Source organism: Flavobacterium salmonis (assembly GCF_903819435.1).
Classification (GTDB): Bacteria; Bacteroidota; Bacteroidia; order Flavobacteriales; family Flavobacteriaceae; genus Flavobacterium; species Flavobacterium chungangense.
In genome coordinates this window covers 300,921-321,386 of the sequence record NZ_CAIJDP010000079.1, presented here as the reverse complement: position 1 = coordinate 321,386, position 20,466 = coordinate 300,921, and the positions used below count along the sequence as shown (strand labels likewise).

The window sequence follows — 20,466 nt, the reverse complement described above, 5'->3', positions numbered from 1 at the left end:
TATTAAAATGTCAAATATAAACACAAACAATATGACTTTTCAGCATGTAAGCTATCTTTGGGACGATGCTAAAGCTGCAGCATTAGCAGGAGATGAAGTAGCTCTTTTTATCTATCGCTCTAATTTATTAGGAGCAGATTTAAGACTTACTAATTATGGAGGAGGAAATACTTCAGTTAAAATTACAGATAAAGACCCATTGACAGGCGCAAGCTCTGAGGTAATGTGGATTAAAGGTTCTGGTGGGGACATTGGAACATTGACAAAATCAGGTTGTGCTGCTCTTTATTTAGACAGATTGCGCAATCTTGAAAATGTGTACAGAGGAATTGAGTTTGAAGATGAAATGGTTGAATTGTTTAACCACTGTATTTTTGATTTAGCTTCAAAAGCTCCTTCTATTGATACACCTTTACACGGTTTCTTACCATTTAAACATATTGATCACCTCCACCCTGATGCTGCTATTGCAATTGCTGCAGCAAAAGACGGAGCAAAAATCACAGAAGAATTATTCGACGGAGAAATCGGTTGGGTAGGATGGCAGCGTCCAGGTTTCGACTTAGGGCTTCAATTGAGAAGCTGTCTGGAAGAAGCGGAGAAAAAAGGAAAAAAATTACGCGGAATCATGTTAGGTTCTCACGGTTTGTTTACTTGGGGAGATACTGCTTACGAAAGTTATATCAACACATTGGAAGTTATTGAAAAATGTGCTGACTATTTAGAAAGTAATTATGGAAAAAAACGTCCTGTTTTTGGAGGTAAAAAAATAGACAGCCTTCCGGAAGCGGATCGTAAATTAAAAGCAGCAAAAGTAGCTCCAATTTTAAGAGGTTTCTGTTCTTCAGAACGTCAGATGATTGGTCATTATACTGATGATGCAAGAGTTTTAGAATTTATTAATTCTAATGACTTGTCAAAATTAGCTCCATTGGGAACTTCTTGCCCGGATCACTTTTTACGTACGAAGATCAGTCCTTTGGTTTTAGAATTAGATCCAAACGAAGATTTATCAGATGTAAATGCAATTAAAGCAAAATTAACTCCTGCTTTTGAGGCTTACAGAGCGATGTACAAAGAGTATTACAATGCTTGTAAAAAATCTAATTCGCCTGCAATGCGTGACCCGAACCCAGTTGTAATTTTATATCCTGGAGTAGGTATGTTTACGTTTGCCAAAGATAAAACAATGGCTCGTTTGGCATCTGAATATTATGTAAATGCAGTAAATGTAATGAAAGGAGCAGAAGCTGTTTCTGAATATACTTCATTGCCACATCAGGAAGCTTTTGATATCGAATACTGGTTATTGGAAGAAGCTAAATTACAGCGTATGCCAAAACCAAAAGCACTTTCAGGAAGAGTAGCTTTAGTTACTGGTTCTGCCGGTGGAATTGGTAAAGCTATCGCAAAAAGATTTGCTGAAGAAGGAGCTTGCGTAGTGATCAATGATATTAATGAAGAGCGTTTAGAAGGTGCAAAAGCAGAATTTATAAAATCATTTGGTAAAGATGCTGTTTCAAGTACCCTATTAAACGTTACAGATGAAGTAAGTACTGAAAAAGCATTAGATGCTGCTTGTTTAGCATTTGGTGGTGCTGATATTATCATAAACAATGCTGGTATCAGTATTTCAAAATCAATTGCTGAGCATACACTTGAAGAGTGGGACAGATTATATGACATTTTGGTTAAAGGACAATTTATTGTTTCAAAAGCCGGAATTGAAGTAATGCGCAAACAAGGTTTTGGTGGAGATATCGTAAACATCGTTTCTAAAAATGCGGTTGTAGCGGGTCCTAATAATCCTGGATACGGTTCTGCAAAAGCGGCTCAGGCACATTTAACACGTTTGATGGCTGCTGAATTAGGTGCTGATAAAATCCGTGTAAACACAGTTAATCCTGATGCTGTAATCTCAGATTCTAATATCTGGTCTGGCGGATGGGCTGAAGGTCGTGCAAAAGCATATGGAATTACCGTTGAGGAATTGCCTGCTTATTATGCGAAGCGTACCTTATTAAATGAAATTATATTGCCTGATGATATTGCAAACGCATGTTTTGCATTCGTAGGAGGCTTGTTGAACAAATCAACAGGTAATGCCCTGAATGTAGACGGTGGAGTAACAATGGGCTTTTACAGATAAGTTGTTTAGTTTTTTTTAAGTTTATTTAACAAAGTGGTTTTTGTTTTCTAACGTTCGATTTCGGTCGGACGTTAGATTTTTTATGACAATTGTATTTTATAAATAAATTTCCTAAACACATTAAAAACAAACAAAAAAATACAAAAAAGTAACGTATAACAAGGGTTTGGTTTATAGAAATAGCCTTATATTGTAAACCCTATTTAAAAATAAATAAGTATGTTAATTCAATCAAACACTATCGCATCTCATAATGATGGTTTATTAAAAAAACATCAGAACAAATTGGTTTTTACAGCTTCAGAAATTGCAGAAAGTGAAGCTATCATTCAAAAATTAATCGATTTTCAAATCGCAATCCCATCCTGGGCTTTAGGAACAGGAGGAACAAGATTTGGACGTTTTGCAGGTGGAGGAGAGCCTCGTTCATTAGAAGAAAAAATTGAAGATGTAGGTTTGCTTCATAAATTAAACAATGCTTCAGGAGCTATTTCTTTACATATTCCATGGGATATTCCAACAGATTATAATGCGATCAAAACGCTTGCCGGACAACACGGATTGAAGTTTGATGCCATGAACTCAAACACTTTTCAGGATCAGGCAAATGCGGAACATACTTATAAATACGGTTCTTTACAAAATGTAAATAAAGCAGTTCGTAAACAGGCGATTGCTCATAATATTGAAGTGATTAAGCACGGAATAGAATTAGGATCTGACTCTCTTACGGTTTGGTTGGCAGATGGTTCTAACTTCCCGGGACAATTAAACTTCCGTAAGGCATACCAAAATACATTAGAAAGTTTGGAAGAAATCTACGATGCATTGCCTTCAAACTGGAAATTGTTTTTAGAATACAAATGTGCTGAACCAAACTTTTACTCTACAACGGTTGCTGATTGGGGACAGTCTTATTCATACGTTCAGAAATTAGGAGATAAAGCAAAAACGCTTGTTGATTTAGGTCACCATTTGCCAAACGCAAATATTGAGCAGATTGTTTCGATCTTGCTTATGGATAATAAATTAGGAGGTTTCCACTTTAATGATTCAAAATACGGTGATGACGATTTAACTGCAGGAGCTTTAAAGCCTTACCAGTTATTCTTGATCTTCAACGAATTGGTTGAAGGTATGGATGCTCGCGGAATGAATCATGCTAAAGATTTAGGATGGATGATTGATGCTTCACACAACGTAAAGGATCCTTTGGAAGACTTGTTGCAGTCTGTTGAAGCGATTATGATTGCTTATGCTCAGGCGCTTTCAGTTGACAGAAAAGCACTAGAAATCGCTCAGGAAGAAAATGATGTGGTAAAAGCACAGGAAATTCTTCAAAATGCTTTCCGTACAGATGTTCGCGCATTGGTTGCAGAGGCACGTTTGCGTTCAGGAGCGGCGTTAAATCCGGTTGAATTGTACAGAAGTCTTTACGTTAGAGGAAATCTAATTGGCGAAAGAGGATTGAAAACCGTAGCTACAGGATTGTAATAATTATAAGTTATGAATTATGAGTTATAAGCTAAAAAGACTCAGCTAAACTCATAATTCTGTAATTCAAAATTTATAATTTATAATTTATAATTCACAATTTACAATTAAAGAAATGAATGTAGTTGCAATTTTTGATATTGGTAAAACCAACAAAAAGGTATTTTTATTTGATGAAAATTATAAAATCGTTTGGGAAAAATCAGTAAATCTGGACGAAACCGTTGATGAAGACGGTTTCCCCTGCGAAAATATTGATGTACTAAAAAAGTGGATTCTCGAGCGATTATCAGAAATAAAAGACCTGAACAACTATGTTCTGAAAGCTATTAATTTTAGCACTTACGGAGCTAGTTTTGTTTATATTGATGAAGAAGGCAATTCATTGACTCCTTTATACAATTATTTGAAAGACTATCCTGAAGAACTGAAAAATGACTTTTATAAAAAATACAAAGGAGAAGAAGTTTTTGCAGTAAAAACAGCTTCTCCTGTTTTAGGAAGCCTGAATTCCGGAATGCAGATTTACAGATTAAAAGAAGAAAGTCCTGAATTATTTGAAAAAGTTAAATATTGCCTGCATTTACCGCAATACCTAAGTTTTCTTTTAACGGATGAAGCTTATACCGATATTACAAGTATTGGGTGCCATACGAATCTTTGGAATTTTAAAAAGATGAAGTACCACAAATGGCTTAAAAATGAAGGTATAAAAGAAAAACTGGCACCGATTCATCCCGGAAGAGATGTTATTAAAAAAGAAAATGATTTGGCTGTAGGTATTGGGTTGCACGATAGTTCATCGGCAATTATTCCTTATACCATAAACTTTACAGAGCCTTTTGTTTTATTGTCAACCGGAACCTGGAGTATTTCCCTGAATCCTTTTAACAATAAGCCTTTAACGTTTGAAGAACTTAAAAACGACTGCTTATGTTATATGCAGTATACCGAAAAACCAGTAAAGGCGGCTCGTTTGTTTTCAGGTAACGAACATGAAGTACAGGCAAAAAGACTGGCGGAACATTTTAAAGTACCGTTTGATACTTTTAAAGAAGTATATTTTGATAAAAAAATAGTATCGAATTTAAGAGCCGTAAATTTTCAAATTGTATACCCAAAAAAGTACGATTTTGATATTCTTAAGGAATGTCCTTTTCAAAAAAGAGATCTCTCTACTTTTAAAACTTACGAAATTGGGTATCATCAATTAATGCTGGATCTCGTTGAACAACAGGTTTTTTCAACTAATTTAGTGATTCATAATAGTCCTGTAAAGAAAATCTTTGTGGACGGAGGTTTTAGTAAGAATTCAATTTTCATGAATTTACTGGCAGAAGCTTTTCCGGATGTAGAAGTTTATGCAGCTTCAATGGCGCAGGCAAGTGCCTTAGGAGCAGCACTGGCAATCCATCAAAATTGGAATCCTAAGCCTATCCAGAACGATTTGATTGATTTGAAGTTTTACAAACATTAAATAATAAGTCAAAGATTAAAGATTTATTTCACGCAGATCTTGCAGATTTAAGCAGATTTAATTTTAGATAATTAATTATATAAAAATAATCTGCTTAAATCTTTTTAAAATCTGCGTGAAAAAACATTTAACACATAGAAAATAGATTGTATGTGTTTTAAAAATAATTATCCAGAATATGAAAATTGGACTTTTTATACCGTGTTACGTCGACCAATTTTATCCTAAAGTAGGAATTGCAACCTACGAATTATTAATGAAATTGGGATGCGATGTTCGTTTTCCGATGAAACAGACTTGTTGCGGACAGCCAATGGCAAACAGTGGTTATGCACATTTAACCAAAGGCTGTGATGCTAACTTTATAGCTAATTTTTCAGAATTTGATTATATCGTTTGTCCTTCAGGAAGTTGTGTTTTACATGTTAAGGATCACTTGCATGATGAAAAACAGGAAGAACTGGCAGCAGAAATGCGCAAAAAAGTTTTTGAATTAACAGAATTTATTACGGATGTACTTAAAGTAGATCATATCGAAGGTAATTTTCCGCACAAAGTAGGAATGCATCAAAGCTGTCACGGACAACGCGGACTTAAGCTTTCGCAGATGACCGAATTGAATGCACCGTTTTTCTCTAAACCGGGGCAATTATTAAGCAAAATAAAGGGTCTGGAATTAGTGTCTTTAAGCAGAAAAGACGAATGCTGTGGTTTTGGAGGTACATTTTGTGTAACGGAAGAAGCAGTTTCAGTAAAAATGGGTCAGGACCGAATCAAAGATCATGAAAAACATGATGTTGATTATATTACGGGTGGTGACATGTCTTGTCTGATGCATTTGGAAGGAATTCTGAAAAGACAAAAAAGCCATATAAAAACCATTCATATTGCTGAAATATTAAATACGTCAACTATTTAATTACTGAATTTTAAGTTGTAAAAAAGACCACTTTAAAATGAAAAAATTAACGCTCTGTTTTGCATTAGTACTTTCGCTTATTTTTTTATCGTTTAAAAAAGATACGTCTTTAGTAACTTTAAAAGAAGTAGTGGTAAAAGCGCCTTTTGAAATGCCGGCTATAAAAATTCCGGATTTTAGTAAATGCAAAGAATTTTCAATTGTTGATTTTGGAGCTATTCAGGGAAATAAAGACAAAACTTCTGAAGCAATAAATAAGGCTATTGCTAAAGCAAACAAAGTTGGTGGAGGAATTATCGTTATACCGGAAGGTGAATGGCTGACAAAGAAATTTCATTTTAAAAGCAATGTGAATCTTCATTTAAAGAAAGGTGCAGTTTTACTTTTTTCAGAAGATACAAACGATTATTTACCAGCTGTCCGTTCTACATGGGAAGGATATGAATGTTATAATTATTCTCCGTTGATTTATGCTTATCAGTGTAAAAACATTGCGATTACAGGCGAAGGCGAACTGAAAGCTAAAATGGATGTTTGGAAACAATGGTTTACCCGACCAAAGTCACACATGGAAAGCCTGAAAAAATTATACAATCTGGCTTCTTACAACAAACCGATGAAAGAGCGCCAAATGGCAAATGACACTGCACGTTTTCGCCCACAGTTTATTCAGTTTAACCGTTGTGAAAATATTTTGATGGATGGTGTTACGATTACAAACAGCCCTTTCTGGACGATTCATCCTTTTTTATCGAAACATGTTGTGCTTAGAAATCTGAAAGTTTATGCACACGGACACAATAATGACGGAGTTGATCCTGAAATGAGTCAAAACGTATTAATTGAAAATTGTGTTTTTGATCAGGGAGATGATGCCATTGCAATAAAATCAGGTTGTGGGAAAAACGCATGGGTATTAAATACACCTTCAAAAAACATTGTAATTCGTAATTGTATCGTAAAAAACGGTCATCAGTTAGTAGCCATCGGAAGCGAATTATCCGGTGGAATTGAAAATATTTTTATTGATAATTGTACAGTAGTGGATGGCGCAAAATTGAATCACCTTCTTTTTATCAAAACAAATGAACGCAGAGGAGGATTTGTAAACAATATTTACATGAGTAATGTTGTTTCTGGCAAAATTGATGCAGGAATTCTGGGTATAGATACAGATGTTTTGTACCAATGGAGAACTTTGGTTCCCACAATTGAACGCAGACTTACGCCAATAAAAAATGTATATCTGGAGAATGTAAAAGCTACAAATGTGAAATTTATTTCGAAAATTTCGGGACAGAAAGAACTTCCGGTAGAGAATATATTTCTGAAAAATGTTGTTGCTGATGTTGTTCAGGAAAACCAAAACATCCATGAAAATGTTTTGAATTTTGTAAATAAAAATTGATTCTAAATTGATCTCTATGGATTTATTTTAAACTAATAAAAAATGTCTTCAGAAAAAACAATACCACATAGCGAAGCCTCAAAACGTTTTAACAAAGATGTAGAACGAGTTAATTGGCATGATGAAACACTTTGGTTTGTTCGTGAAAAACGAGATAGATCTGCGCATCAAATTCCGGATTGGGAATTGCTCAGGGAAACAGCGTCACAGATTAAAAATAATGTACTCTCGAATATTCATGATTATTTAGTTGAATTTGAGACAAACGCTCAAAAAAACGGAATAATCGTTCATTGGGCAGCCGACGCAAAAGAGCATAATGAAATTGTACATTCTATAATGGCAAAAAATAATGTTAAGCAAATGGTGAAATCCAAATCCATGCTTACTGAAGAATGCCATCTGAATGATTATCTGGCCGAAAAAGGAATTGAAGTCATCGATTCTGATTTAGGAGAATTTATTGTTCAGCTTCGTAAGGAACCACCAAGTCATATCGTTTTACCTGCTATTCACCTTAAAAAAGAAGATGTAAGTGAAACTTTTCATGAACATTTGGGTACGGAAAAAGGAAATTTTAATCCTCAATATTTAACTGAATCAGCACGTCAGACTTTAAGAGATACTTTCTTAACACGTAAAGTTGCTTTAACCGGAGTCAATTTTGCTGTTGCAGAAACCGGTGAATTTGTGGTGTGTACGAATGAAGGAAATGCAGACATGGGCGCACATTTAGCTGATGTTCACATTGCCTGTATGGGATTCGAAAAACTGATTCCGCAGCGTAAACATTTAGGTGTTTTTCTTAGATTATTGGCCAGAAGCGCTACGGGACAGCCGATTACTACATTTTCAAGTCATTTTAAAAAACCTAGAAAAGGTCAGGAGATGCATATTGTGATTGTTGACAACGGCAGAAGCACACAATTAGGAAGAGAAGATTTTAGAAATTCATTAAAATGTATCCGTTGTGGCGCTTGTATGAATACTTGTCCGGTTTACAGAAGAAGTGGTGGACATAGTTATCACAATGCAGTTGCAGGACCAATTGGTTCTATTTTGGCACCAAATTTAGATATGAGCAAAAATGCGGATCTGCCTTTTGCCAGCACACTTTGTGGTTCTTGTACCAATGTTTGTCCTGTAAAGATAGACATTCACGATCAGTTGTATAAATGGCGTCAGGTTTTGGTTAAGGAAGGGTATACCCCTACTGCAAAAACGATTGCAATGAAAACGATGGCAACCGTTTTGGCAAATCCTACTGTATTCAATATTGCTGGAAAATCCGGAAGGTTTGTAATGAAAAATATTCCCGGAATGGTGAACAATAAAATGAACAAATGGTATGACCAGCGTGAAATGCCGGACGTCCCTGAAGAATCATTTAGAGAATGGTACAAGAAAAATTCACGTGAATCTAAAGCTAAGGATAATGAGTAGTAAGGCTGAAATTTTAAATAAAATAAAACAAAACCAACCGGGAATCATTACAGATTTACCGAACTTGGATGTTATAAGTTCCGAAAACCCTAATGTTTTGGAAACGTATAAAACGGTTTTAAAAAACATTGGTGGAGAAAGTGTTGAAGTAGCTAATTACAATGAAATTTTGGATTTTATCAGAAACAATTATGCGCTTGACAGAAGAATTATTACGACTATCCCTGAACTTTCTGAAGTTGCATCATTGGACTGGAAAAATGATGATCCGCATACGCTACAGGATGTTGAATTAGCTATTGTAAAAGGTCATTTTGGTGTTGCCGAAAATAGCGCAATATGGGTTACGGATGATATTTTAGGCCAGCGAGTTGCTCCTTTTATTGCTCAATATTTGGCAATCATTGTAAAAAAAAATGACATATTAGCAACGATGCGCCAGGCTTACGAAAAAATTGGAAATCTAGAGTATGGTTTTGCCACTTTTATTGCAGGACCTTCAAAAACAGCCGATATCGAACAATCTTTAGTCTTGGGCGCACACGGCGCAAGAGGATTAATTGTATTTTTGCTGGATTAAAAAAACTAAAAGACAAAAAAATTGAAAACAGATTTTGAATTAAACGGAAAAGTAATAATTGTTACCGGTGCAACTGGAATATTAGGTGAAGCTTTTATCAACGGAATTGCTGCTGCAGGCGGAATCGTAGGTGTTTTAGGAAGAAACGAAAAAGTAGCTAATGAAAGAGCTGATTTAATTATAAAAAACGGTGGAGAAGCAATCGCTTTAATTGCAGATGTAACTATTGAAAGTGATCTGATAAAAGCACGTGATTTGGTTCTTTCAAAATACGGAAAAATTGACGGTTTGGTAAATGCTGCCGGAGGAAATATGCCGGATGCTGTAATTCAGTCAGATCAGGATATTTTTAAATTAAATATGGATGCTTTGCAAAAAGTGATGACCCTGAATTTATTCGGAACACTTTTGCCAACACAAATTTTTGGTGAGGTTATCAAAAATAACGAGAGCATTGGAAGCATCGTAAATATTTCATCTGTTGCTACAGAACAGGCCATAACAAAAGTGTTAGGATACAGTCTGGCAAAATCTGCAATAGATTCTTATACTAAATGGTTTTCTGTTGAACTGGCAAAAAGATATGGCGATAAAATCAGAATGAACTCTATTGTTCCGGGATTTTTCCTAACAGAACAAAACCGTACATTATTGACTAATCCTGATGGAAGTCTAACTGAAAGAGGAAATTTAATCATTGCAAATACACCTTATAAACGTTTTGGAAATCCTGACGAATTAATTGGAGCTTTGGTTTGGTTACTAAGCGATGCATCAAAATTTGCAACAGGCTCAAAAGTGACAATAGATGGTGGTTTTACCATCTTTAGTGGTGTATAATTTTAAGAAAAGAAAAGTATGAACAGAATGATACAAACCTGGAGATGGTTCGGACCAAATGACCCGGTAAGTTTACAGCATATAAAACAAACCGGTGCTACCGGAATTGTAACAGCCCTGCACCAAATTCCTCACGGAGATGTTTGGACAGTTGATGAAATCAATAAAAGAAAGGCTGAAGTTGAAGCATACGGCCTGACATGGGATGTTGTAGAAAGTATTACCGTTCACGAAAGTATTAAAACAAGAAGTGGAAATTTTCAGGAATATATAGACAAATACAAACAAAGCATCCGTAACGTGGCAGCTTGTGGCATTAAAATTATTACCTATAATTTCATGCCGGTTAATGACTGGACAAGAACACAGCTGGATTACGTAATGCCTGATGGTTCTGAAGCTTTGTATTTTAACTGGGTAGATCTGGCTATTTTTGATATTTATATATTAAAGAGAGAAAATGCAGAAAATAGTTTTCCTGAAAATATTGTAACCAAAGCTAAGGAACGTTTTGCAACGATTACAGAGCAACGATTACAAGAAATAGCAGATACGGTAATGTTCGGGATTCCTGGCGAAAAAAAGATTACGGTTGAATGGATGCGTAATGCTCTGAAAGCTTATGACAATATTGACAGAGATGCATTAAGAAGCAATTTGAGTTATTTTCTAAACGAAATTTGTCCTGTTGCTGATGAGTGCGGAGTACAATTGGCCATTCATCCTGATGATCCTCCATTTGATATTTTAGGTTTGCCTCGTATTGTTAACTCAATGGAAGACTATGATTTTATTCTTTCAAATGCTCCTTATAAATCAAACGGAATTTGTTTTTGCACTGGTTCTTTAGGAGCTAAGGAAACGAATGACTTACCGGAAATGGTGAAAAAGCTAGATGATAAAATTTATTTTATTCACCTGAGAAATGTTCGTAGTGATGAAGAAGGAAATTTCTTTGAAGCCGATCATTTAGACGGAAATACAGATATGTATGCTGTAATGAAAGAATTATTGCTGATTCATAAAAAGCATAATGTTTCAATTCCGTTCCGTCCTGACCACGGACATCAAATGCTGGATGATCTAGGAAAAGTAAACAATCCGGGTTATTCTGCGATTGGAAGATTAAGAGGTTTAGCCGAATTGAGAGGGCTTGAAGAAGGGATTATTCGATCGCTGTAAATTTTATTTCGCAAGTATTTGATTATGTTAGTTATCGAAAATAATTTATAAATGGTTGATTAAAAAGCCAATATGATAAGAACGAATTATTTATTACTGTCAGTATTTCTACTATTTTTAATTCAAAGTTGCGGGCCTGGAATTCAGGATTTTGAAAAACCATTGACAGATAATTATACTCTCAATAGAGCTTCCTCTGAAGATATATGTATTTCTCCTAAAGAAGGTTGGAGTGACGATGAAGAAATAATTCCTTTGAAGGTGGTTAAATTGAATGTTTTTGAAAATTATATTATTGCTCAACGTCTTGAATCGGAAGATGAAAAACCTTATGACAACATTTATGATAATAAAACTTCTGCTAAAGACCGATATGATTATTGGATAATTGATTCTGATAAAAAGCAAATTTTAAAAAAATTAAGCTACTCGCAATTCCTAATGAAATTAGATTCATTGAAAATTCCACGGAATATAAAATTAATAGATGTTTATGAATATTAAAATTGCTGGTAACATCGTAGTCCAGAAAAATATTGACTGAAATATTATAAATTTCAAAGAAGTATAAGTCATATGAGTGCATTTAAAGAGTAGGAAAATCTCTGGTTTAGATGAATTCATATGACTTTTTTGTATTTAATACATTAAAAAATTTAGGAACATGAAAGTTAAAAAATCACATACTGCTATAATATCGTTTTTGATGTTGGCTTCAATTTTTAGTACAAGTATTATCAGTAATGTTAATGCACAGAGTGGTAATATCAAAAATGATATTTTCTGGAACACAAAAGACGGACAGCCATTAAATAGTCAGGGAGGTGGTATTTTTAAATTTGCAGATCCTAAAACAGGTATTCAAAAATATTACTGGTACGGTGTTCAGTATGAAGAAGCGAATATTTATAGAAATGCTCCACATATTACTTTACCCAATGCTACTTTTAAATCGGTTACCTGTTATAGTTCGGTTGATTTAGTGAATTGGACTTTTGAAGGAGATGTTGTTACTAAAGAAGAAGCAAATAAGGCAGGCAAAACCTGGGTTGGCCGTTTAGGAGTCGCTTATATGAAAGAGCTGAATAAATATGCCATGTTTGTTCAGCATGGAAGCGAGGTATTGATTACACTTTCTGATTCTCCAACAGGACAATTTACCTGGCATCAAAAAATAAATATGGAGAAAATGATCGGAACCAGTAATACTGGTGATCAAACCGTATTTACTGATGAAGATACCGGAAAGTCCTATTTAATTTATTCTTACGGTAAAGGACGAAACAAAATATATGTTTCTGAAATTGGAGTAAAAGAAGGAAAAGTAAATCTTTTGGACTGTACGCAGATTTTTAAAGGGGAAAGTCGTGAAGGAAATTGCATGTTCAAATACCAAAACAAATACTATATGTATGCTTCCAATATTTATGGATGGGATGCTTCATTTGCATATTATTTAGTTGCCAATGATATAAGAGGACCCTATCTGCCGGTCAATGATATGTTGGTAACAAATGGTTCGTCAGAAGATTTTGCCCATATTTCACAAACTGGTTTTTTCTTTTCTTTAAAAGGAAGCAAACAGGAAACAATTGTGTATTGTGGAGACCGATGGGCAGATTTTGCAGGCAATGGCTTAGGATATAATCAATGGTGTCCGATGTCTTTTGATGGAAAAACACCTTATTTTAATTCACTTAACTCCTGGGATATTAATACTAAAACAGGTGAGTGGAAGGTTGCTAAAGATAATGATTACGTTAAAAATGGCAGTTTTGAAGCTGATCGCAGGCATATTCCAAGTCCTGTTAAACCCGTGCAAATAGAATTAACAGGATGGACTAATGAGGTTATTGAGGGAAATAAAATTGGACTGGATACAATAACTTCTCCGGTAATCAATTATTTTAATACTGAAAATGACAGAAAAATTGTCATAGGCGAAAAAAGCTTAAACATTAGCGATAAGATTAATTTTAAAAGAAAAACGTTTCAAACCATTACTTCTTCAACGTATGTGAAATTAGAAGACGGATCGTACACACTTACTGCCAAAGTGAAGAATACAAAAGGTTTTACAAACTTAGAAATGTATGCTTTAAGTAATGGTAAAAGACTAACATACAATCTAAAGGAAGAAAATGCTTCATGGAAAACTATAATCATAAAAAACATACCTGTTAAAGCCGGAAAAGTGGAGATTGGTTTTCTGGCTGATGGTACTGCAAATGCTTCTTGTCAGGTTGATGATGTTTCATTGGTTAGGAAATAATCTTCGTTTCCAACGGATTTTAATCCGTAGAAAGATGCGCAATATTGTCTTTCGACGTAAGGAGAAATCACATTAGTAATTCGATAACAGTGCGTTGCTCTCCTTCAGTGATTTCTCCTCCGTCGAAATGAGAAACTGTATCAATAACATTCTTATGAAAACGATTGCCCTAGCCCCGATAGCAGTGAAAACCCTTTTGTGGCGTGGTTCGCCACAAAAGATTGTAACGGATAGCGGGATTAGCTTCTTAAAAATTATCAAAGTTTAATCATTAAAATTCATTAAACTTTGATAAAATACTATTGATTCCGGTAGTCCAAAAAGGGTATATTTATAAACTTTATACAATTATCAAATTAACCGGAATTATTTATGAAATCTATTGGTATTAATCGATTTTTTCTCTTTTTAGTATTTTCCATATCTTTTTGTATTTCAGCACAAAAACAAACTGAAAGAGATTTGATTTTAATTGATAAAGACTGGCGTTTTTCGTTTGGTCATTTATATGATACCCAGAAAGATTTTAATCATGCAACAGGCTATTTTTCCTATTTAACTAAAACCGGATTTGGTGACGGACCTGCAGCGCAAAATTTTGATGACCGTGCGTGGCGAAAATTAGATCTTCCACATGATTGGGCGGTGGAGCAGGCTTTTAGTGAAAAAGGCAGTTTCAGCCACGGATTTAAAACAGCCGGAAAAGGTTTTCCTGAAAAAAGTATTGGCTGGTACCGAAAAAAAATCAATATTCCGGAAACAGATAAAGGAAAAATTATTTCGCTGAAATTCGACGGTGTTTTTAGAAATTCAAAAGTGTTTTTTAACGGATATTATCTCGGAACTGAAGAAAGCGGCTATAATGGATTTGAATACGATATTACTGCTTATGTAAATTACGGCGGAGAAAATACGATTGTTGTGCGTGTTGATGCTTCTATGGAAGAAGGCTGGTTTTATGAAGGTGCCGGAATTTACAGGCATGTATATCTGAAGAAAACAAATCCAATTCATGTAATTGCAAATGGGACTTATGTAACCTCCGAAATAAAAGAAAACAATGCTGAAGTTACCGCTGAAGTCTCTGTTGAAAATAAAGGGAATTATAAAGGTCAAATTGAAATTCTCCAAAGTATTTTAGATGCTGAAGGAAAACAAATTGCAAACATTTCCCAAAATGTTATTGCTCCGGATTTTTATAAAACGTCCAATTACAGTTCGAAATTACAAGTCAATAATCCATTATCATGGGATATCGAAAATCCGAATTTATATCGCTTGATAACTGAAATTAAGCAGGAGGGCAAATTAATTGACCGTTATGAAACTTCTTTCGGAATCCGCACAATTCGGTTTGATGCTGAGAAAGGATTCTTCCTTAACGGAAAACCGGTAAAATTAAAAGGAACGAACAATCATCAGGATCATGCCGGAATTGGAACAGCTTTGCCGGATGAGTTGCAGTATTTCCGAATCAAAAAGCTGAAAGAAATGGGTTCTAATGCCTATCGTTGCTCGCATCATCCGCCTACACCAGAATTGGTTGATGCCTGTGACAAACTCGGAATGCTGGTTATTGATGAAACCCGTTTGATGGGAATTAACGATTATCACCTCAATGATTTAAAACGAATGATAGAGCGTGACCGAAATCATCCAAGTATTTTTTGCTGGTCGGTTGGAAATGAAGAGTGGAATATTGAAGGTGGTATCGCTGGCGAACGTATTACAAATGTCATGCAGGGATTTACAAAAAGTATTGACACTACAAGACCTGTTACGGTTGGTATCAGCAGTGGTTTCAAAAGCGGAATATCGTCAGTGGTTGAAATTATGGGCTATAATTATTTGGGTAACGGAGATATAGATGCGCATCGAAATCAATTCAAAGAACAGCCTGGAATGGGTACAGAGGAAGGCTCTACGTTTGCAACGCGCGGTATATATTTTGATGATGAAGCCAAACATTATAAAAGTGCTTACGACAAAAAACCACGTCCGACATTTTACAGTATTGAAGAAGGATGGAAGTTTTATGCTGAGAGACCTTATTTAGCCGGAATGTTTATCTGGACAGGTTTTGATTATCGTGGAGAACCTACACCTTATGGCTGGCCGTCGGTTACCTCTTATTTTGGAATGATGGATGTTTGCGCTTTCCCGAAAGACAATGTGTTTTATCTGAAATCATGGTGGGGGAAAGAACTGGTTTTACATATTATGCCACACTGGAACTGGAGTGGAATGGAAGGAAAGGAAATAGATGTCTGGGTACATTCAAACTGTGATGAAGTAGAACTTTTTATGAACAAAAAGAGTCTTGGTAAAAAGAAAATGGAGCAAAATAGCCATTTAGAATGGAAAGTGAAATATGCATCCGGAACTCTTGAAGCAATTGGATATAAAAACGGCAAAAAAGTACTTTCGGAAGTTCAAAAAACTACAGAAACACCTCAAAATATAAAGCTTTCTGCTGATAAAGAAAATCAGCCTAATGGAAATGTAGTAGTTGTGACGGTTGAAACTACAGACAAAAAGGGATTGCATGTACCAACAGCGAATCATGAAATTACATTTTTAGTAAAAGGAGGAAAGATTCTAGGTGTTGGAAACGGTAATCCGACTTCTTTAGAAAGAGATCAATTCATTGACGCAGTTGAACTTGTTCCGATTACGAATTTTGAAGAAAAAAAATTACCCTCAACAAATGCTTCAAAATCAATATCGTCTGATGATAACAGCTGGAAAGAAGCCTTTAAAGACCGTGATTATAAAAATCAGGCTCCGGCTTATGTGTATCGCGGTAAATTTGAATTAAGAAACGATCAAAAATCAAATACTGTGAATTTCTTTTATAAAAAAATAGGCACAGATGCAGTTGTTTTTGTAAACGGAAATAAAATTGCTGCCAGTGCAGAAGATGATCAAAAGTATGTTTTGAATAGCAATGTTTTAATGCAGGGAATAAATACCATTCAGATTATTGCACCGCCTTTACAAAAAATAAAAGACTGGGATGTTATGAATGCAGACCCTGGAATTATTCAGGTGATTACAACGGCTGAGGCATGGAAAAGAAAACTCTTTAACGGATATGCTCAAATTATCATCCAAAAAGACGAAAATGCTGCTGAAGTAGTTTTATCGGCTGCTGCCAATGGATTAAATACAGGAACTTTAGTTATGAAAAAATAATTTCAGGTTTCAAGTTTTGCGTTTACTAAACGTGAAACTTGAAACCTGAAAAAAAAACTTAATTTACCCTTTGAATTGTATAAGATGACTGGCTCTTATCTCCGGATAATAATTTACCTAATTTAGAGCTAATAACATAAACATTGCCGTCAGAAGCCAAAGCAGCGGTGGTTGGGAATTCATCTTTTCCAATGTTGGTTTCGCTTATTTTAGATGCACTAGACCAATTGTCTGTGCTGCTAAAAGTATACGTTTTGCCTAATCCTAAACCATTTTCTACAATAACTAAATTGTTGTTTTTGTCTAATTCTATTCCGTCAGGAGCGTTAAATGCTATTCCTGTTACTTCTGTAATGTTTTTAGGATCAGTAAGCGATATTTTTAGCAATTGAGAAGTATCTGTTTTAACTGCCAGTAAATAGCCGTCGAGGTGAAAAACAATTCCGTTTAAACCGAATTCATTTGGCTTTGGCTGAAATAAAGTGTTTTCTCTAAATACGGAAGCATTGTAATTAGTATCAAGTTTATAAATAATCGGGGAGAAAGAATCGGTAATATAAATGTTTCCGTTGCTATCAACCGCAATATCATTCGGGCAGGAATCTGCATTTGGGGTAAAAATCTTTAGATCAACTTCTTTTATTAATTCACCTGAGGTAATATTAAAAATACTGGCAGTCGCTATAGTTCCTGCGCTTCCTGTGATACTTTTTTGCGAAATTCCCAAATCTGCATTGGCTACTATCAGTCGGTTCCGAATTTCGTCAGTGTACACACCTGTTGGTAAAACAAGTTTACTGCTTGTAGCAAAAACAGATACTTCGCCTTTTGGATTCATTGCATAAACGGCTCCTTTTTGTAGGGAACTCAATAAAAATTTTTGGTTTTTGGAATCATAATCAATTCCTTCAGGATAAAGACCTGAATTTGTAACGGTATATTTGCTTTTAAGGGAAACGGAAGTTTCTCCGGATTTTTTCTCGCTGTCGCAAGCCATAAAAAGAAGCGAAAATGCTGAAATCAAAATGGTAGTTTTCATTTTTATTAATTTAAAATTATTTGTCGGTATTGACTATGCAAATCTGGGACAGAATAAGAAAAATAAAAATGAACTGGTTTAGGAAATAAAGTTGAACCAGTTTAACTTTTTGAAATTTTGCGATTGCGTATTTTACTTAAATACTCGGTACTGAAACCTAAATAAGAAGCTAATGCATATTGAGGAACGCGTTGAGCAATTGCGGAATATTTGCTCATAAATTCATCATAACGTTCTTCGGCAGTTTTGGTTAAATTCGATAAAAGTCTTTTTTGATGAAAAGCTAAAGAGCGCTGCGTAATAATGCGTTCAAATTTTTCAAGTTTCGGAATCTCTTTTAAAAATTTTTGCTCGTCTTCGTATTCAATCTGAATGAGAACTGAATCTTCGAGCGCTTCTACAAACAATGTGGCAGGTTCCTGATAAATCAAACTGCTGTAATCGGAAATCCACCAGTCTTCGATTGCAAATGAAAGTGTATGTTCTTTTCCATCATTATCGACCAGATAACCTCTGAATGCTCCTTTAACCACATAACTTTTATGTCTGCATACAAAACCGGGCTGTACAATAAATTGTCTTTTTTTGACTTTAGTTATCTTTAAAAAGGTAGCCAGATGCTTTTTTTCGTCATCAGTTAAATCAATGTATCTGGAAACATAATCTATTACAGGCTGTAAATCTTTCATATAGCAAAGATAAAATTTTTGTTTCAGGTTTCAGGTTTCAAGTTTAACCGCAAAGTTTACAAGAAAAAAAAATTGTGGCTTCGAGAGCATGCTTTTGCTCTGGTTAAAAAAACTTAGCATAGTTATTAACCCTTTGCGTACTTTGAAAGTAAGTCTATAAACTGAAACCTGAAACTAACTTTTTTTTGTTTGATTTTCATAACTTTGCAAAATGAATAATGAAACACAAACTCAGAATTGCGATTTTACTTCAGATTTAAAGTTGAAGGGCTTTAAAGTGTATCAAATAAATGGAGATTTAAGTAAAATTCCGGTTTACAGTCGCAGAGATTTTTATAAAATTTGTATTAACACCAGTAAAAGTATTATACAATATGCTGACCGCGGAATAGAAACTGACGGTACAATTCTGTTTTTTGGTAATCCGATTATACCTTATTCCTGGGAAATAGTTTCTGGTGAACATGAAGGCTATGCTTGTGTTTTTACGGAAGAATTTTTGAGAGCAAAAGATCGTTCAGATACACTTCATGAATCACCTTTGTTTAAAATAGGGGGGACTCCAATTTTTTCTTTATGTGTTGAACAAAAGAACTTTATAGATTCTTTATTTCAGAAAATGATAAAAGAATATGAAACAGATTATGTTTTTAAAGACGATTTGATGCGTAGTTATATTAATCTGATTATCCATGAATCAATGAAGATGCAGCCTTCAGAAAATTTTTTCAGACATAAAAATGCTTCATCAAGAATTACCTCTTTATTTTTAGAACTTTTGGAAAGACAATTTCCGGTTGAAACAAAAGATCAGCCTCTTGCCTTGAAAACACCGCAGGATTACGCTCAAAGCCTTTCGGTACATGTGAACCATCTTAATCGCTCGGTAAAAGAGATTACCGGAAAATCGACCACAGCACATATTACAGAAAGAATTATAGGAGAAGCAAAAGCATTGCTTCAGCATACAGACTGGAGTATTGCCGATATTGGGTATTCTCTCGGATTTGAATATCCAAGCTATTTCAATAATTACTTTAAAAGACTTACAGGTACGATTCCGAAATCCCTGCGAGTATAAATTGTTTCAATTTCATAATTTTTTGTTTGAATATTGTTATTTTCAAAAAGTATTGTTGACCTAATTTTGCTTTGAAATTATAGTATTGATCATTGATCAGTTTTTTACAGACTAAATAATACTTCATAAAGCGATTTCTGGCTTTCTTAAATTTAGTTCTCTGATTCTGAAACTTATGATTGATGTATAGTAGTTTCAAGTAAAGTTAATCTCAAAAAAATAACTAAATTTATGTCAACAAATTATTCAGCTGTTATCGAAGAAGGAAAAGTTCCTGGTGCTTATATGACGGGCGAGGTTTCCTATAAGAAACAAAGCAGTGATATTCATCCTGAAAATACTGTTATTAAGGAAGTTACTTTTGAACCTTGCGCAAGAAGTAACTGGCATAGCAATGCAACTTTGCACATGCTTATTGCAAAAGACGGAACTGGATATTATCAGGAAAGAGGAAGTGCAGTTCGTATGCTTACTAAAAATGAAGTCGTTACAATTCTGCCGGAAGTTGAACATTGGTATGGAGCTACTCCGTTTGACAAGTTCTCTTATGTTGCCATTATTACAGAAATTGATAAAGGCCACGGAACATGGTTAGAAAAAGTAACCGATGGAGAATATTATCTTCTAAGCAGTCACTAATTTTTTTGAATCGCTAAGGTTCCAAGTTTCTTGAATCTGAAATCTAAAACAAACCAAAA

16 protein-coding genes are annotated in these 20,466 nt (G+C 34.7%); 14 read left to right on the top strand and 2 right to left on the bottom strand.

What is annotated here, in order from left to right:
* Positions 1–7 precede the first annotated feature (7 nt).
* The 12 genes from FLACHUCJ7_RS17745 (at position 8) to galA (ending at position 16,959) form a co-directional block, all read left to right on the top strand.
* On the top strand, positions 8–2,149 hold the full coding sequence (locus FLACHUCJ7_RS17745) for a bifunctional aldolase/short-chain dehydrogenase (RefSeq protein ID WP_180909844.1): 2,142 nt from the start codon (positions 8–10) through the stop codon (positions 2,147–2,149).
* Between the two features lie 219 nt (positions 2,150–2,368).
* On the top strand, positions 2,369–3,643 hold the full coding sequence (locus FLACHUCJ7_RS17740; protein ID WP_180909843.1) for a TIM barrel protein: 1,275 nt from the start codon (positions 2,369–2,371) through the stop codon (positions 3,641–3,643).
* Positions 3,644–3,758: 115 nt separating this feature from the next.
* Complete coding sequence (locus FLACHUCJ7_RS17735; protein WP_180909842.1) at positions 3,759–5,120, top strand: FGGY-family carbohydrate kinase; 1,362 nt, start codon at positions 3,759–3,761, stop codon at positions 5,118–5,120.
* Positions 5,121–5,298: 178 nt separating this feature from the next.
* Positions 5,299–6,039: a (Fe-S)-binding protein gene (locus FLACHUCJ7_RS17730; RefSeq protein ID WP_078228186.1), complete on the top strand. Its 741-nt coding sequence runs from the start codon at positions 5,299–5,301 to the stop codon at positions 6,037–6,039.
* A 37-nt stretch (positions 6,040–6,076) separates the two neighbouring features.
* Complete coding sequence (locus FLACHUCJ7_RS17725) at positions 6,077–7,447, top strand: glycoside hydrolase family 28 protein (RefSeq protein WP_180909841.1); 1,371 nt, start codon at positions 6,077–6,079, stop codon at positions 7,445–7,447.
* Positions 7,448–7,489: 42 nt separating this feature from the next.
* Positions 7,490–8,890 carry a lactate utilization protein B gene (locus tag FLACHUCJ7_RS17720; protein WP_078228184.1) on the top strand — a complete coding sequence of 467 codons (1,401 nt, stop codon included), beginning with the start codon at positions 7,490–7,492 and terminating at the stop codon, positions 8,888–8,890.
* On the top strand, positions 8,883–9,470 hold the full coding sequence (locus FLACHUCJ7_RS17715; RefSeq protein ID WP_180909840.1) for a LutC/YkgG family protein: 588 nt from the start codon (positions 8,883–8,885) through the stop codon (positions 9,468–9,470). Before FLACHUCJ7_RS17720 ends, FLACHUCJ7_RS17715 begins: the two co-directional genes overlap by 8 nt.
* 21 nt (positions 9,471–9,491) lie before the next feature.
* Positions 9,492–10,310, top strand: coding sequence for an SDR family oxidoreductase (locus tag FLACHUCJ7_RS17710; RefSeq protein WP_180909839.1), 819 nt, complete (start codon positions 9,492–9,494; stop codon positions 10,308–10,310).
* 27 nt (positions 10,311–10,337) lie between these two features.
* Positions 10,338–11,492, top strand: a complete 1,155-nt coding sequence (gene uxuA / locus FLACHUCJ7_RS17705) for a mannonate dehydratase (protein ID WP_219634134.1) — start codon at positions 10,338–10,340, stop codon at positions 11,490–11,492.
* A 72-nt stretch (positions 11,493–11,564) separates the two neighbouring features.
* A complete protein-coding gene (locus FLACHUCJ7_RS17700) occupies positions 11,565–11,996 on the top strand; it encodes a DUF3997 domain-containing protein (protein ID WP_180909837.1) in 432 nt (143 codons plus the stop codon).
* A 160-nt stretch (positions 11,997–12,156) separates the two neighbouring features.
* Complete coding sequence (locus FLACHUCJ7_RS17695; RefSeq protein ID WP_180909836.1) at positions 12,157–13,764, top strand: family 43 glycosylhydrolase; 1,608 nt, start codon at positions 12,157–12,159, stop codon at positions 13,762–13,764.
* 372 nt (positions 13,765–14,136) lie between these two features.
* Entirely contained in the window at positions 14,137–16,959 is a 2,823-nt protein-coding gene (galA, locus tag FLACHUCJ7_RS17690; RefSeq protein WP_180909835.1) for a beta-galactosidase GalA, read from the top strand.
* A 58-nt stretch (positions 16,960–17,017) separates the two neighbouring features.
* Here the strand turns inward: galA and FLACHUCJ7_RS17685 are convergent, their stop codons facing one another.
* Positions 17,018–17,998, bottom strand: a complete 981-nt coding sequence (locus FLACHUCJ7_RS17685; protein ID WP_180909834.1) for an SBBP repeat-containing protein — start codon at positions 17,996–17,998, stop codon at positions 17,018–17,020.
* Between the two features lie 101 nt (positions 17,999–18,099).
* On the bottom strand, positions 18,100–18,687 hold the full coding sequence (locus FLACHUCJ7_RS17680; RefSeq protein WP_078228177.1) for a Crp/Fnr family transcriptional regulator: 588 nt from the start codon (positions 18,685–18,687) through the stop codon (positions 18,100–18,102).
* Positions 18,688–18,898: 211 nt separating this feature from the next.
* Between FLACHUCJ7_RS17680 and FLACHUCJ7_RS17675 the strand changes: the two genes are divergently transcribed.
* A complete protein-coding gene (locus tag FLACHUCJ7_RS17675) occupies positions 18,899–19,768 on the top strand; it encodes a helix-turn-helix domain-containing protein (protein WP_180909833.1) in 870 nt (289 codons plus the stop codon).
* 231 nt (positions 19,769–19,999) lie between these two features.
* The gene (locus FLACHUCJ7_RS17670; RefSeq protein WP_078228175.1) at positions 20,000–20,407 is read left to right on the top strand and encodes a cupin domain-containing protein; all 408 of its coding nucleotides are present in this window, start codon (positions 20,000–20,002) and stop codon (positions 20,405–20,407) included.
* The last annotated feature ends 59 nt before the right edge of the window (positions 20,408–20,466 follow it).